Origin of the sequence: Aminobacterium sp. EBM-42 (genome assembly GCF_001896635.1) — a bacterium.
In the GTDB taxonomy this organism is placed as follows: Bacteria; Synergistota; Synergistia; order Synergistales; family Aminobacteriaceae; genus Aminobacterium; species Aminobacterium colombiense.
Genome location: NZ_MPPC01000010.1, coordinates 183,808 through 199,676 on the forward strand (window position 1 = coordinate 183,808; position 15,869 = coordinate 199,676).

Genomic DNA, 15,869 nt, shown 5'->3' on the forward strand with positions numbered 1-15,869 from the left:
GATGTGAAATGGCACGTTTTAAGAAAAATAAACACTCTCTTGAAGAAGAGGAATTATATAACACGGCTTTTCGTGATGTTTTTAAAAGAACTGCTTATGAATCCGATCATCATGAAAAGAAAGAACCCAAGAAGGATACAGCTTCTTCTTTTAAAACTACTCTCTCAGGCAAAGTCGCAATAAGGATCGAAAGAAAGGGAAGAGGGGGCAAAACAGTTACTCTTGTTGAGACTGCCAGCGGAACCCTTGAGGAAAAAGATTTACTCGCAAAATATCTGCGGAAACAGTTAGGATGTGGAAGCAGCATCGAAAATGAAACAATAATGGTTCAGGGTGACCAAAGAGAAAGAATCAAAGCCCTTCTTGAAAAAGAAGGAGTTAAGAGAATATCAATCTCATAAAAAGAGGGGCCTCATAATGTTCCGCTAGAGGTGCACTTCATCGAGGCCCTTCTTTTGTTCTTTTATTTATTCAGAATTTCTGGTATTTCTCTTTGGCAAGTCCGCACACGGGACATTTATCTGGTGCTTCATTGAGAATTGTATGCCCGCAGACAGGACAAACAAGAACAGCTTTCAACTCTAGGTCAATGCCGCCCTTTGCCGCTGCTTGAGCCTTTGAAAAAAGCTTGGAATGAATTTTTTCTGCTTCTAAAGCATAGGTAAAGGATCTTGCCGCATCCTTTTCCCCCTGGAATTTAGCTGTTTCCAGATAGACTGGGTACATTTGATCAACTTCAAAATCTTCGCCTATAATGGCTCCGATAAGATTTTCTGCTGTCACCTTGTTCCCAAAAACCCCCCCTGCCATCACAGAGTTGTCTGCTACATTGCCATTAAGCACTGTAAAATGGTTTCTTGCATGAACCCACTCCGCATAGGCTATGGCTTCAAAAAGTTTTGCGATATTGGGGAAGCCTTCTTTTCGAGCTATTTCTCCCCATATAAGATATCGCATGTGAGCCATGCTTTCGCCGCCATAAGCGGAACGCAAAAACTCTATTGTCATAGCATTTTTGACACTCATCTCTCCTAACCTCCTTGATATTTAGTATACCAATGGGGGCAAAAAACAGGGTGACTTTAATAATATCACAGCATGAGAAAAGAAACACCTCTCAAGTTAAAAGGTTAGAAAATAAAAGATTAAAAAAATTCACCTACACGAACCTTGAAATTTTATTAAATAACTGTACAATATTAATAATAGTACGGTGTGTTTCTATAACCTCAGAAACGAACTATTCCCAAGGTGTTCGAAATATTATATATAGGAGGAAATGGGATGAAGAAGACAGTATTTCTTCTCACGCTTTTATTCTTTGGGGTCATATTATTTTCAGGCATTACTTTTTCAAATTCAGCAGAAATAGCGATGCAAAAAGGTAATGAAGCCAGAGTTAGAGGAGATATTCAGACAGCTGCAAAGTGGTATTGCCAGGCAGGGCACGAAAGATTCACAAAAGCACAGCGTAATCTCGGGTTTTAAATACGAACAGCCAGTTTACCAATGTTATTTAAAACTATGTTGAAGGAGAATATATTTATATCCCTCGTAAGGAATGTAATAAAAAGGTGTGAGGAGAAGTAAAGAAGACTAAGAAAACTATAGTTGCTCGTAAGCTGAAAATATTCGCAAAGTGCAAACACGAAGTAACTGTGGAGCAACGTGCAAAATTGCATTGTCTTTTTTCTAAGACGATCTATAAGATAATAAGAAATACTGAATGTAACTCTTGATGAAAAGAGCCATGAGATTGAATCTTGTGGCTTTTGTTTGTTTCAGAAACATGAAGGAGGTCTTCCTTTTTCTCAGTAGGTGGTATAAAGAAATAACCCCGTAGATAAGAGAGGAGTGTAAAAATGGGAACCAAAAGAGAAAATTTATTTACTAGGGAATTCTTGCTTCAGAACATGATGGGGCCCAATTGTGTCAGAATTCTTGAAGAGCTTTTGGCATCAGTAGAATTACATTCGGAGATGCGTGTCTTAGATTTGGGTTGCGGCAGAGGACTAACGTCAATTTTTCTAGCAGGGATATATGATGTTGAAGTATTTGCTACAGACCTATGGATTAATGCGACAGAAAATTATGAGCGGTTCAAACTTGTTCAGCTTGATCATAAAATTATTCCAATTCATGCAGATGCTCACGAATTGCCCTATGCTAAAGGTTTTTTTGATGCGATCATTAGTATAGATGCATATCATTATTTTGGTGCTAAAAGAAGCTTCTTGGACGAATATATAGTTCCTTTGACTAAAAAAGGCGGCATTATAGCAGTTGCCATTCCTGGATTGCAAAAAGATTTTTTTAATGATGTTCCTGAGGTATTGAAACCTTATTGGCAAGATGAAGACATGAATTTTTATTCAAGAAGTTGGTGGCGTTCTTTATGGGAAGAGTCTAAGAAGGTGAAAATAGAGCAGAGCCTATCTTTGTCTTGTCATAAAAAAGCATGGGAAGATTGGTTAGAATGTGACAATCCATACGCGAAAAGAGATATAGAAATGATGAAGGCTGAAAATAACCAATATTTTGACACCATAGGGTTAATAGCAACAGTAAAATGAATAGCATATCGATAATGTTGCATATAAAAGCCAAAGACAAACTTTTAATGTCCACATTTTATACTGTTTAACTACACTGTGGTAAGTGTGTGTAGCAAAGTGTTTATAAGGCTTTAAGGGTGCAAATTCCAGTAATCGGCTTCTGAAAAGTCTGTAATAGCAAGGCTCCGTAAAAAAATGGCGGAGGCGTGTGAGAATCGAACTCACCAAAGACAGCCAATGCCGCCTCTCGGCCGGGTTTGAAGCCCGGGGGCCTCACCAGAGACCACTCGCCTCCATAGACAATTGATAATTCTAAAGGTGAATATGAAAAAAGTCCACCCGTAGATTTACGTTTTGGTTAAGTATGCGGGGTTTAACTCTCCAACTACATGTGGCATAATTTTCTTGCACATGTTCATGAAACAACAGAAAGGAGAGAATGAAAATGCTTGAAAGCAAAATTTCAAGAATTCAGCGTGATATAGAAACCATGGCTCAATATACAGCCACACCTGGTAATGGAATGACACGACTTTCCTTTACTGAAGAAGATAGAAAAACTAGAGCATACATTTGTTCTGAAATGGGAAAGGCGGGGCTGCATGTTTATACAGATGCGGCAGGCAGCATCTGTGGGCGAAGAGATGGCGTTGGTGAGGGAGCTCCAATTGTAATGATCGGTTCTCACTTTGATTCAGTAAAAAATGGCGGGAACTTTGATGGGCCTGCTGGAGTTGCGGCAGCCCTGGAAGTAGCAAGGATTCTTCATGAAAATAATATTTCCACAGAAAACCCTATTGAGTTTGTAGCTATGATCGAAGAGGAAGGCACACGATTTGGCGCAGGCCTTTACGGTAGCAGAGCCATGGCTGGACAAGTATCTAATAATGAAATAAAAACATTTCGTGATGCTAATGGCATTTCTCTTGAAAAAGCTCTTCAGGACTTTGGCCTCGACCCTCTTAAAGTAAAAGACGCTGTTCGTAACCCTGAAGACTTAAAGGCCTTTATTGAGCTTCATATCGAGCAGGGTCCAGTGCTTGAGTCTGAAACCCTTGATGCGGGTTTTGTGAGCACCATAGTTGGTATAACTCGATTTGATATAGAAATTGAGGGGCGGGCAGATCATGCGGGAACAACTCCCATGCACATGAGAAAAGATGCCCTTCTGGCTTCTCTTGAAGTGGCAAAGACAGTGCACGATGTTGCCTATGCTAAAGGGGAAGGAACTGTGGGAACTGTAGGTATAATGCAGATCTATCCAGGAGGCGCCAACATTGTTCCTGGAAAAGCATTTTTCACTGTTGATATCCGCTCTGTGGAGCAACGCAATATAGAAGATATTGTGAAAGAGATGAAAAAAACACTGGAATTAGTATCCGCCCGCATGGGGGTTTCCGTTCATATGGAGAGGAAAATCTCGGTTCCGCCTATTCACCTCGATAAAAAAATACGGGGTATCTTTGAGCAGGAAGCAAACCATAGAGGAATTAGTTATCGCACTATGGTGAGTGGTGCCGGCCACGATGCCATGATTATGGCAAGTTTAACCAGGGTCGGTCTTCTCTTCGTGCCCAGTAAAGGTGGTAGAAGTCACTGTCCCGAAGAGTGGACAGATTATGAGCAGCTGAAAAAAGGTGTAGATATTGCGCTTGGCACCATTTTAAAATTGGCCGAAGCCAATATATAAAGAGTATCTCTTTCGGCCCGATAGGTTTGGGAATCATTTCCAGGCCCTTAATCTTTCTAAAGGAGATTTGTTTAATGAATGAAAGGATGAAAGAATTTTTAACGATTAAAAACATAGTAATTTCGGCTCTCATAGCTGCTATATACGCTACAGTAACCATAATTCTGGCTCCCATCTCTTATGGCCCAATACAAGTTAGAGTGTCAGAAGCCCTGACACTTTTGCCCTATCTCTGGCCGCAGGCCATACCCGGACTCTTCATAGGCTGCCTTATAGCCAATTTTGCCGGGGGCTTCGGCATCATCGATGTAGTCTTTGGGAGCGCAGCGACCCTTATAGCGGCCATAATTACAAGCCGCATGCCCACTCCCTATCTCGCCGCAGTTCCACCGGTAGTGGTTAATAGCCTTGTGGTGGGGGGATATCTGTCGATTCTAGCAAAAATGCCCTTTATTTATACGGCCCTTTATGTGGGACTTGGCGAAATTGTTGCGTGCGCTTTTCTTGGCATTCCATTGATTATTTTTCTTGAGAAAAAATATGGAAAAGAAAAGCGGGAGTAATTATAGCTCCCGCTTAAAGTCTTTGTCCCTTTGTTAGGACAGCTGCTTCTTCCATTTGGTTCCTTCGGGGGTATCTTCAAGGATGATACCCTTTTCTGCTAATTGGTCTCGTATGGCATCTGACTTTGCAAAGTCCCTTGCCTTACGCGCAGCGGTGCGTTCTTCTATCATGGATTCTATTTCAGAAGTATCCAATTCTTCCTTCTCTGATTCAAGACCCATGATGCCCATAATCCCATCGATTTTTGTAAAGAATGTTTGGGCAGCTTTGCAAACTTTAAAATCGATTGAACTGTTATCTTTAAGATACGTATTTATCAGGCGAACAACTTCGAAAACCGAACCCAAAGCTCCTGCTGTGTTAAAATCGTCGTTCATTTCTTCATAGAATTTTGTTTCAGCCTGTTTAATCTCGCTAAGGAATGCTTCTGTATCATCCTTTTCTTTCTGTTCCCGAGACTGAAGGGCATACTCAAGGTCTGTCCAGCAATTGCGCAGCCGCTCTACGGCACCTGTCGCCTGATTCAGCCCTTCCTCTGAAAAATTAATGGGGGAACGATAATGGGCACTCAGCATAAAGTAGCGAATAGCGAGGGGAGAGTACTTCTTCCGAGCATTTCGTACAGTAAGGAAGTTTCCCAGGGATTTCGACATTTTTTCCTTGTCTATCAATAGATATCCATTATGGAGCCAAAATCGCACAAACTGCATTCCAGTGGCGGCTTCTGCCTGTGCTACCTCATTTTCGTGATGGGGGAAGATAAGGTCGCTTCCGCCAGAGTGGATATCGAAAGTGTTTCCTAAATACTTAGTCGACATAACGCTGCACTCAATATGCCATCCCGGACGTCCCAGACCCCATGGACTTTCCCATGCGGGCTCTCCAGGTTTCTGGGCTTTCCACAGGGCAAAATCAAGGGGATGACGTTTTTGTTCGTTCACATCTATACGTGAGCCTGATTGTAAGTCTTCTATACTCTGTTTTGACAACTTGCCATATCCCGGAAAACTTTCGACACTGAAAAAAACGTCCCCGTCCACAACGTATGCATGTCCCTTATCAATAAGAGTTTGAACCACTTCTACAATCTCTTTCATATGATCAGTAGCTCGAGGATAAATGTCGGCCCGCCGAACACCCAGAGCATCAGCATCTTCAAAATATTCTTTGATGAAAGCATCTGCCAATTCTTTAACGGTGATGCCTTCTTCGTTGGCCCTATTGATCATCTTGTCATCAATATCGGTAAAGTTCTGGACGAAAACTACTTTGTAGCCAATGTCCTCAAGATACCTGCGGAATACATCGAAAACAATAAATGGGCGAGCATTTCCTATATGGAAAAAATCGTATACTGTTGGCCCACAACTATAAAAGCCCACCTCTCCCTCTTTTAAAGGGATGAAAGGTTCTTTTTTTCGCGTTAAATCGTTATAGAGCATTAAACTCACTCTATTCACCTCCGTTTGTTAGAATACATTATAATATGGAGTCATATAAAAGGAAGATAGAGCTTAGAAACCATATTATACTTCATATAATGGTGATCTAATGATAAACCAAAAATTGAAAAATACGATAAGAAATCTTCCCCTTCGCCCTGGGGTTTATATCATGCGCGACGAGGAAGGGAAAGTAATATACGTAGGCAAAGCAAAATCCCTTCGAAAAAGAGTGTCGTCTTATTTTAGACATGAGGGTTTTGCTTCTCCCCGTTTGCGTAAACTTGTAGAAAGCATTGCTGATATATCTGTTATACGAACTGAAACAGAAGCGGAGGCCCTTATTGTAGAGTCACGCCTTATTAAAAAATACAAGCCCTTTTTCAATATAGATCTCAAAATGAATGAACGCTACCCTTATATTAAAATAACGGATGACGCGTTCCCGCGGCTTGTAATTACCCGGCATAAGGATGACGACGGCGCAACATATCTAGGTCCCTTTATCAGCGCAAAAGATGTTAGGGCGCTTTTAAGAGTGGCTGAACGTTATTTCCCCCTTCGGAGTTGTAAGGCAGAAGTGAAGCCAGATAAGAAAAAAAGGCCCTGTCTCAATTATTCCCTTGGAAGATGTCTTGCACCTTGTGCAGCACTTTGCAGTGAAACAGAGTACAGAGAAAGGGTTGACGATGTTATTCTGCTTTTAACAGGACAATCTTCCGAACTTGTAGAACGAATACGAAAGCGGATGGAAGAAGCCGCGCACTCCCTTGATTTTGAAAAAGCTGCACGCCACCGTGATGCTATTAGCGCCATATGGCGCCTCTCCCGTCAACGGATATCTTCTAGTCTTCGCGAGGATATCGATAGTGAAACATGGGAAGCTCTGAATAAATTGCAGTGCCTTCTCCATATGGATACCCTTCCATGGCGAATCGACGGATTTGATATTTCCCATATGGCTGGTCACGAAACCTATGGTGTCGTAGTGGTCTTTGAACAAGGGGTTTCGAACCCCTCTCTATACAGGCGATTTAAAGTACGGACCGTTGAAGGTATCGATGATTTTCGATCTATTGAAGAAGTTGTAAAACGTCGCTATAGCAAGATGCTTGAAAATAACGAACCTCTTCCTCAGCTTATTCTCATAGATGGCGGCCCTATACAGCTGGAGTTTGCGAAAAAAGCCCTTTCTGAATTGAAAATGGAAAAGATACCTGCCATTTCCCTGGCGAAAAGGGAGGAACTGATATACCATAACGAAAAAGAACCGCCAATTCGTCTTGATTGGACAGATCCGGTCCTTCGCCTTTTACAACGTGTTCGTGATGAATCCCATCGCTTTGCCATTAAGAGCCATAGGCGAGGAAGGGGCATGGTTTTGACGCGTTCGGTGCTGGAAGAAATCCCTGGAGTAGGCAAACACATGGCTGCTTCTCTTCTTTCCTCGTTCGGCAGCGTCAAAAAAATAGCTGTACTAACTCCTGAGGAGCTGATGCAAGTTAAAGGGATAGGTCCGGTTTTAGCCAAAAATATAGCTGCATTTTTCAGAGGTGAAGACAATGAGTCTGAAACAGAGGCGTGACGACGAATATTATATGAGACGGGCTATAAGTCTCGCACGCCGCGGGACGGGGCAGACATCTCCCAATCCGCTGGTAGGCTGTGTCATTGTAAAAGAGGATACAATTGTAGCGGAGGGATATCATAGATCCTATGGAATGCCTCACGCGGAAGTAGAGGCTTTACAGCGCGCGGGAGATGGCGCGAAAGGTGCCACTGTCTATGTCAATCTTGAGCCATGCGCTCATTTTGGTAAAACTCCTCCCTGCGCTCCACAATTAGCGAGATCTAAAGTAAGTCGGGTTGTTATAGGGATGGTTGATCCCAATGCAGTTGTAAATGGGAAAGGAGTTGAAATACTCCGATCGAACCAACTCATCACAGAAACAGGTGTTCTTGAAGACGAGTGCAAATGGGTGAATAGAGGATTCATTCGGAGGGTGAGGGATCAGCGCCCTTGGTTCACCTTAAAATCTGCCTCGACTATAGATGGACAAATAGCTCTTCCCAACGGAGAAAGCCAATGGATCACATCGGAAGAATCTCGGAATAAGGCTCATTTGTTACGGGCGGAGCATGACGGCATTATGGTTGGGGTAGGAACGGTGCTTCGCGATGACCCCTCTCTTACAGTTCGCCATACCGTTGGGAGGTCACCTATTCGGATTGTGGTGGACACCATGCTTCGCACACCAGCAGATGCTGCTATTTTAAGGGGTGATGGAGCCATCATTCTGGCGGGTATTTCTGCTCAAAAAATGGGTAAACACGATCAGCTCTCTAAAGCAGGGGCAGAAATCTATTATCTTCCTGAAAAAAACAATCGAGTCGACCTTAGAAGCGCGGCTATCATACTGGGAGAACGGGGACTTAATTCTGTTCTTGTCGAAGGCGGGGCAACTTTGGCTTCGGCTTTTATCCAGGAAAAGCTGATAGATGGCCTATCTCTTTTTATTGCACCAACTATAATGGGACAGGGAATTTCTCTTTTTAAAGAAATTGTAGTACCATCTTTGGACAAGCTTATTCGTTTTAGAGTGCTTAACATGTCGAGAACGGGGCGGGATATATGGATAGAGGGGGTTCCAGAATGTTCACCGGACTTATAGAGTGCATAGGGAAGCTCGTATCTATAACACCTGCAGATGATGTGGTTCGTCTAAAAATAGAAGCACCGATGATTGCTTCAGAACTTGTTCTTGGCCAATCTGTTGCAGTTTCAGGAGCGTGTGTTACTGTTACGTCCCATGATAATAGATCTTTCACTGCTGATATAATGCCAGAAACACAGAAACGGACGAAATTCCGTTTATTAAAAACAGGTAGTTCCGTTAATTTGGAAAGAGCCCTTATGGCGGGCGGTCGTTTCGATGGTCATATAGTCAGTGGTCATATTGATGGGACAGGTGCTGTTGCTGAAATTATTTCTATGGGAACGACCAGGATCATGCGTATAGAGGCAGAGAAAGATATTATTGATATGATTGTAGTAAAAGGTTCTGTAACCCTTGATGGCGTCAGTCTCACTGTTATAGATGTGACGCAAAACTGGTTTTCAGTAGGTCTTATCCCAGTGACACTTGCTGGTTGCACCCTTGGCACAGTGCGGGAAGGTGAAATAATCAACATTGAAACAGACATTTTAGGCAAATATGTATTAAAATTTATGAATTACCTGAAAGATGAAAAAATCACCACGTCTTCAGCAGATATCACCATTGAGCGTCTGAGAGAGATAGGTTGGAGTTAAATTATCTGAAAGAGGAAAGGATCGGGGCATTTATGAGCGAGCGAAGGGAGCAATTTTTTAGTTCAATAGATGAAGCTATTGAGGATATAAAGAATGGTAAGATGGTTATTGTAGTTGATGACGATAACCGAGAAAATGAGGGCGATTTGGTGGTTGCAGCGGAAATGGCCACCACAGAGATTATCAACTTCATGGTAAGAGAGGCCAGAGGGCTTGTGTGCGTACCTATCACTGCTGAAAGGGCCCAATGCTTGGATCTTGAATTAATGGCAAAAGACAATACAGACCGTCACGGAACGGCTTTTCTTGTCAGTGTCGATGCCAGGGAAGGAACCACCACAGGTATTTCTGCGGCAGAACGAGCGATTACAGCCCGGCTTCTTGCTGATCCAAACACAAAATCGGAGGACTTCTTGCGGCCTGGACATATGTTCCCACTGGCAGCGCGCAAGGGTGGAGTTCTAAAACGAGCTGGACATACAGAGGCTGCAGTAGATCTTACACGGCTTGCTGGTCTGTATCCCGCGGGGGTTATCTGTGAAATCATGAACCAAGATGGCAGTATGGCCCGTCTGCCTCAGCTTTTGAAGTTTGCTGAAGCTCATGACATCCGCATTATCTCTATTGAAGAGTTGATTCGATATAGAAGTTGTAGGGAACAACTTGTGGAAAAAGTAGCCGAAGTTAAACTCCCCACAGCCTATGGTGACTTTATTGCCCATGCCTACCATGATGTTTTGGATGAAGATCAGGACCGTGTCCACATTGCCCTTGTAAAGGGCGAGGTGCGAGAGGCAGAAGATGTTCTTGTTCGGGTACACTCCGAATGTTTAACAGGAGATGTTTTTGGATCTTTGCGGTGCGATTGTGGGCCACAGCTTCATTCAGCCATGACAAGAATCGAAGAAGAGGGCCGCGGCGTGGTTCTCTATATGCGTCAAGAAGGGCGAGGCATAGGGATCGTTAATAAATTAAAAGCCTACCAACTTCAGGAAAAAGGCCTCGATACCGTGGAAGCCAATGAGGCCCTTGGGTATGAAGCAGATTTGAGAGATTACGGGGTTGGAGCACAGATCTTGAGAGATCTTGGATTAAGTTCCATTCGCCTGATGACCAACAACCCCCGAAAAGTAGTGGGGCTGGAGGGATATGGCCTTAAAATTACAGAACGAGTATCACTTGTAATAGAACCCAACGAATTCAATCAGCGTTATTTGAACACAAAAGAAGAGAAGCTGGGACACTTGCTTCATCTAAAAGATATTCTCCGATAGAAAAAGGGGGGGAACGTACGAATGAAGATATCAGAGGGAAAACTTATTGGAACTGGTTTAAAGGTCTGTATAATAGCTTCACGCTTTAATGAGCTCATTACGTCAAAGTTGATCGAAGGGGCAAAAGACATTTTATTGCGTCATGAAGTTTCACATCAAAACATCGAAATTATTTGGGTTCCCGGTGCTTGGGAACTTCCCCTGGTCGCTCAGGAGGCGGCCCTTTCAGGCCGGTTTGATGGCATTATTGCTCTTGGAGCTGTTATTAGAGGTGATACACCCCATTTTGAATATGTATCCTCCGAAATGGCAAAAGGTCTCGCAACAGTAGGACTCTCACATAGAACACCTATCTCCTTTGGTGTTTTGACATGTGACACCCTTGAGCAGGCTCTTCTACGTGCTGGTAGCAAAGCTGGAAATAAAGGAGCTGAGTCAGCTCTGGCTTTCATAGAAACAGCTAATCTCTTAAAGGTACTCAGAACGGGAAAGGAGCAGGAAGATTAATGCTTGAAATCAAATGGATACGTAACAACATTGAAGAAGTGAAAGCATTTCTGGTAAACAGAAATAACGATTTCGATGTGGACAGGATAGTGATTCTTGATGAGGAAAAGAGATCCCTGCTCACTGAAACTGAAAATCTAAAAGCCCAGAGAAACGAAGGTTCCCGTAAAGTTGCAGAGGCGAAGGCTTCCGGTCAGGATGCCGATGTCCTTATGGAAGAAATGAAAAATCTTGGGCAGATGGTAAAGGAAAAAGACAGCAAGATTGCGGAAATAGACCAGGAGCTGCAGTCCTTGCTGCTCCAGATGCCTAATCGCCCTCATGACTCCGTTCCTGTGGGTAAAGATGAAAATGACAACATGGAAGTTCGAAAATGGGGCACCCCAAAAGAATTTGTCTTTGAGCCTCAGGCTCACTGGGACATCGGGGAAAAGCTTGGAATTCTTGACTTTGAAAAGGGTGTTTCTCTTGCGGAAAGCCGTTTTACTGTCCTTAAAGGTGCTGGCGCCCGTCTTGAAAGAGCCCTGATTAATTTTATGCTCGACCTTCACACAGAACACCATGGATATAAAGAGATACAGCCCCCCTTTATGGTTTCATCACAGACTATGCAGGGCACTGGCCAGCTTCCCAAATTTGCGGAAGACTTATACAAATGTGAGGGAGAAGACCTCTGGCTTATCCCGACTGCAGAAGTTCCTTTAACCAATCTTCATAGTGGGGAAATTCTCCCTGAAGAAGTTTTGCCTCTATATTACACAGCCTACACACCTTGCTTTAGAAAAGAAGCAGGAAGCTACGGCAGGGATGTAAGAGGAATGATGCGTCAGCATCAGTTCGACAAAGTAGAACTTGTCAAAATAAGCAAACCGGAGAATAGTTATGATGAGCTTGAAAAACTTACAGCTAATGCAGAGGAAGTTCTGCAGAAACTGGGGCTCCCCTACAGGGTTATTACGCTTTGCACAGGAGATATGGGCTTTGGCGCAAGCAAAACCTATGACCTTGAAGTTTGGCTTCCCTTCCAGGATAAATACCGTGAAATCAGCTCTTGCAGTAATTGTGAGGATTTCCAGGCGAGGAGAATGGGAACCCGCTATAAGCCTGCCGATGGAGGAAGGCCGCGTTATGTACACACCCTTAACGGATCTGGTATTGCTGTAGGCAGAACCTTGATCGCAGTTCTCGAGAACTACCAGAGAGAAGATGGTTCTGTGGAAATTCCGGAGGCACTCGTTCCCTATATGGGCGGAATGAAAGAAATACGGTGAAGCGTGGAAGAGGTAACCCATAGGAGAAACTACCTTGTGGGTAGTCTCAAACAAATAAAGTAACAAATAAAGAGCATTGGCGTTGACGGTCAATGCTCTTTCACACCTTTACTTGTGGGCATAGATAATAAGACTAGGGGGCTATGGGATGAAACTACTGGATCATAAAATAGCCGCAATTAAAGATGAGCTGGTAACTATCAGGAAAGATTTGCACAGTTATCCGGAGCTTGGTTTCCAGGAGTTTCGTACCGCCGCAAAAGTGGCGAATTACATGGAAAAGCTAGGATTTGAAGTGAAAACTGGCATAGGAGAAACTGGTGTTATAGGTCTTCTACGAGGTAAAAACGATGGTTTCACCATTGGGTTGAGAGCTTGTCTGGATGCGCTGGCCATTGAAGAACAATCCAGTGTAGAATATTCTTCTAAAAACAGTGGAATCATGCATGCCTGCGGACATGATGGTAATATGGCGATTGTATTGGGAGCTGCCAAAATATTGTCTCAGTACAAGGATAAACTAAATGGAAATGTGAAGTTCATTTTTCAGCCGTCAGAAGAAGACACAGGCGGCGCGGCCGAAATCATTAAGGCGGGCGGACTGAAATTCCCCGATGTGGATGCCATTGTTACTCTTCATAACTGGCCGGGACTCAAGCAAGGTGTTATGGCGGTTAAATCGGGCCCCGTAATGGCTTCCAGTGATATCTTTCAACTGAAAATAATTGGAACACCCGGACATGGCGCATGGCCCCATTTGGCAGTTGATCCGATTGTTGTTGCTGCTGATGTAATTTCTCAGCTTCAACACATCATTAGTCGAGAGATTGATCCTCTTGAAACAGCGGCAATTACCATTGGGAAGATTAGCGGCGGAACGGCTGTAAACATCATTCCAGAAGCCGTAACCTTAGACGGGACCGTTCGTGCCTTTGATCCTAAAGTGCGTGATTTTATTCAAATCCGCATAGAAGAGATAGTTAAGGGTATTACTCAAGCAGCTCGCGCAGCATTTGAAATAACCTATGACCGCATAATGCCGCCAGTCAACAACGATGCTTGTCTGACAGCCCAGGTTTACGAAATTCTAAAGAAAGCACTTGAGCCAGACATGGTAACCGATAACTTTACTCCAGTAATGGGGTGTGAGGAGTTTGCTTTGTTTCAGGAACAGATACCGGGCCTTTTTCTCTATATAGGAAATGATATGGAAGGATACGATATGATACCGATACATGCTCCCAACTATGTTTTCAATGATGAGATACTTGTTATAGGTGTAAAGGCACTGTGTGAAATTGTATTTGGCTTTAAGAAGATCAGCGAGTGACTTTGCACTGTTTTTCTTGTAGTCATCTTCAGAATCAGCTTACATTGATGAATATGCTTCCTCAATGTGTTAATCTAATAGATAACCTTTTATTTTTTTAAGGAAATAGTGCAAAAGCACTGTAAAATTGATAAAATATCTTAATGAGCTTCTTTATAATTACTCTTGAGGAAAGGTGGGCTTGTCATAGTCAACGTAAAATCTCTACTATTCGAGATTGATCTCTATGTCTTCATGTTCATACTCGTCTTCGCATGCTTTCTCTTTCAAAGACTATGCAGGCGTTCCCTGGAGAATAGCCAATATAACTATTTGAGAGACATACTGCTCATTGGAGCTTGGATGGTTAGCGGCATATGGTCAGGGGATCCTGAGATCACACTCATTACAGGAACAGCAGTTATCGCGGCTGTAGTGGGGATGTATCAGCATGTCTACCCTCAGAAAAAGATACGCTGGATCTATTTTTTACTAGGCGTTCTTTTCGCTGTATCGGGTCCTAAAATAACTTTTTTAGGATTACCTCAGGGAGAGTATCTTTATTTGAATGATTTTATTTCAGTAGCTCTCACAGGCGCATGGCTTGCGGTTTTCCCCATTCTTATACAGGAACTGGACAACATCCCCGGCATGGCTGGCCACCTTCTTGCCGTGACATTCTCAATTTTGCTGGCAGCTACAATCATGTCAGGTCAATATTTGCCAGATGCTTTTTATACAAGTTTGACTGGTCTTTTGCTTCTTGGCGTGTTCTGGAGCCGTCATGGCCATATGTATCGCCGCCTGGGAGAATCCCTCTCCGCCTTTTGGGGGGTTCTTGTAGCTGGCACATCCCTTCTTGGCGTGAGTAAAGGAATAACATTTAGCACCATGATGGTGCTCCCTCTAGGGCTTTTTGCCATCCCCTTGATGGAAACGTCCCTTCATTTTGCCAGTATGGCGCTTTCAGCCAACCCTAAAGGTGCCATGGTTATCTATCGCAGCCTTATTGGGAAAGGCATAGACCACCCAAGTGCTGTAAAATTCATTACCTCTATTTGTGCATTGGTAGGTGCTGTTATCGCTATGTTTCAGCTTACTGCAGGACAACAGACAGTCTTTTTCGTAAGTGTATTGGTCTTTTTTGCGGGCTTGACAATGATCCCCGTATTCTCAAGGCTTATGTCTCTGAAAACTCCAAGTGGGGCGCGCCCTGAATTATGGGGTGTCGCTCTCGACAATGTATCCATGAACTATGCCGTGGCAAAAGTCCACTCCCTTCTTATTCAAAATACGGGGTGTTCCCTTATCACCACTGTAAATTCGTTGGCCGTGCAGACGGCAGTGAAGGATCAGGAGTATAAAGAGATAGTTTCTCACTCAGCCCTTACCCTGGCAGACGGAACAGGATTAATCTGGGCATTGCGTTTCCTTGGGAAACCCATTCAGGAACGTATTACGGGCATTGATTTTTTGCTTCAGCTTTGTCGTACAGCAAGTGCTGAAGAATGGCCAGTCTATTTGCTTGGGGGAAAACCTGATATTGCGGATCAAGCGGCGAAAAAACTTCAGGCTCTCTATCCTGGGCTAAAAGTAGCTGGAGTTCAACATGGCTATTTTTCGGCTGCTGAAGAAAAAAGGATTATAGAAGAAATTCGACAGAACGGGACACGTCTTCTTTTTGTAGGAATGGGAATTCCACGTCAGGAAAAATGGATCCATGCCCATCGTCAAGAGTTAGGTGACCTGGTAGCCATTGGTGTAGGAGGGTCATTTGACGTCATTTCAGGGAACCTTTCCCGTGCTCCTCTCTTTATTCAAAAAGCAGGTCTGGAATGGTTATATCGCCTTATTCAGGAACCTTGGCGTTGGAAAAGGGACCTGGACCTCTTTGCTTTTGCTGTCAGGGTTTTGCTAACGAAACTGGGTATAGTGAGGAGGTAG

At 43.4% G+C, this 15,869-nt stretch carries 15 protein-coding genes and 1 tRNA gene; 13 read left to right on the forward strand and 3 right to left on the reverse strand.

Features of this window, described 5'->3' with window-relative positions; translation table 11 throughout:
* The first annotated feature begins 8 nt into the window (after positions 1-8).
* Positions 9-401 carry a translation initiation factor gene (locus BUC50_RS02915; protein ID WP_013048396.1) on the forward strand — a complete coding sequence of 131 codons (393 nt, stop codon included), beginning with the start codon at positions 9-11 and terminating at the stop codon, positions 399-401.
* A 70-nt stretch (positions 402-471) separates the two neighbouring features.
* Here BUC50_RS02915 and BUC50_RS02920 read toward each other — a convergent pair whose 3' ends face one another.
* Positions 472-1,026: a rubrerythrin family protein gene (locus tag BUC50_RS02920; RefSeq protein ID WP_013048395.1), complete on the reverse strand. Its 555-nt coding sequence runs from the start codon at positions 1,024-1,026 to the stop codon at positions 472-474.
* Between the two features lie 258 nt (positions 1,027-1,284).
* On the opposite strand from BUC50_RS02920, the gene BUC50_RS02925 reads away from it, so the two are divergent.
* Both BUC50_RS02925 and BUC50_RS02930 read left to right on the forward strand, forming a co-directional pair.
* Entirely contained in the window at positions 1,285-1,488 is a 204-nt protein-coding gene (locus BUC50_RS02925; RefSeq protein WP_013048394.1) for a hypothetical protein, read from the forward strand.
* 374 nt (positions 1,489-1,862) lie between these two features.
* Positions 1,863-2,573: an SAM-dependent methyltransferase gene (locus BUC50_RS02930; protein WP_273311848.1), complete on the forward strand. Its 711-nt coding sequence runs from the start codon at positions 1,863-1,865 to the stop codon at positions 2,571-2,573.
* Between the two features lie 178 nt (positions 2,574-2,751).
* Here the strand turns inward: BUC50_RS02930 and BUC50_RS02935 are convergent.
* Positions 2,752-2,850, reverse strand: a tRNA-Sec gene (locus BUC50_RS02935).
* Positions 2,851-3,000: 150 nt separating this feature from the next.
* Here BUC50_RS02935 and BUC50_RS02940 point away from each other — a divergent pair.
* Entirely contained in the window at positions 3,001-4,245 is a 1,245-nt protein-coding gene (locus tag BUC50_RS02940) for a Zn-dependent hydrolase (protein ID WP_013048392.1), read from the forward strand.
* Between the two features lie 74 nt (positions 4,246-4,319).
* Positions 4,320-4,808, forward strand: coding sequence for a QueT transporter family protein (locus BUC50_RS02945; RefSeq protein WP_013048391.1), 489 nt, complete (start codon positions 4,320-4,322; stop codon positions 4,806-4,808).
* A 33-nt stretch (positions 4,809-4,841) separates the two neighbouring features.
* Here BUC50_RS02945 and cysS read toward each other — a convergent pair whose 3' ends face one another.
* Positions 4,842-6,260: a cysteine--tRNA ligase gene (gene cysS, locus BUC50_RS02950; protein WP_013048390.1), complete on the reverse strand. Its 1,419-nt coding sequence runs from the start codon at positions 6,258-6,260 to the stop codon at positions 4,842-4,844.
* Between the two features lie 100 nt (positions 6,261-6,360).
* Here cysS and BUC50_RS02955 point away from each other — a divergent pair, with 100 nt between their 5' ends.
* From BUC50_RS02955 to BUC50_RS02990, 8 genes are all read left to right on the forward strand, one after another.
* On the forward strand, positions 6,361-7,836 hold the full coding sequence (locus BUC50_RS02955) for an excinuclease ABC subunit UvrC (protein WP_013048389.1): 1,476 nt from the start codon (positions 6,361-6,363) through the stop codon (positions 7,834-7,836).
* Complete coding sequence (ribD, locus tag BUC50_RS02960) at positions 7,814-8,923, forward strand: bifunctional diaminohydroxyphosphoribosylaminopyrimidine deaminase/5-amino-6-(5-phosphoribosylamino)uracil reductase RibD (RefSeq protein ID WP_013048388.1); 1,110 nt, start codon at positions 7,814-7,816, stop codon at positions 8,921-8,923. The genes BUC50_RS02955 and ribD overlap by 23 nt, the downstream gene beginning before the upstream one ends.
* Positions 8,905-9,564, forward strand: coding sequence for a riboflavin synthase (locus BUC50_RS02965; RefSeq protein WP_013048387.1), 660 nt, complete (start codon positions 8,905-8,907; stop codon positions 9,562-9,564). The genes ribD and BUC50_RS02965 overlap by 19 nt, the downstream gene beginning before the upstream one ends.
* A 32-nt stretch (positions 9,565-9,596) precedes the next feature.
* A complete protein-coding gene (locus BUC50_RS02970; RefSeq protein ID WP_013048386.1) occupies positions 9,597-10,838 on the forward strand; it encodes a bifunctional 3,4-dihydroxy-2-butanone-4-phosphate synthase/GTP cyclohydrolase II in 1,242 nt (413 codons plus the stop codon).
* A 21-nt stretch (positions 10,839-10,859) separates the two neighbouring features.
* Entirely contained in the window at positions 10,860-11,345 is a 486-nt protein-coding gene (ribH, locus tag BUC50_RS02975) for a 6,7-dimethyl-8-ribityllumazine synthase (RefSeq protein ID WP_013048385.1), read from the forward strand.
* Complete coding sequence (gene serS, locus BUC50_RS02980) at positions 11,345-12,616, forward strand: serine--tRNA ligase (RefSeq protein ID WP_013048384.1); 1,272 nt, start codon at positions 11,345-11,347, stop codon at positions 12,614-12,616. The genes ribH and serS overlap by 1 nt, the downstream gene beginning before the upstream one ends.
* A 148-nt stretch (positions 12,617-12,764) precedes the next feature.
* Entirely contained in the window at positions 12,765-13,946 is a 1,182-nt protein-coding gene (locus BUC50_RS02985; protein WP_213700405.1) for a M20 metallopeptidase family protein, read from the forward strand.
* Between the two features lie 312 nt (positions 13,947-14,258).
* Positions 14,259-15,869: a WecB/TagA/CpsF family glycosyltransferase gene (locus BUC50_RS02990; RefSeq protein ID WP_286677134.1), complete on the forward strand. Its 1,611-nt coding sequence runs from the start codon at positions 14,259-14,261 to the stop codon at positions 15,867-15,869.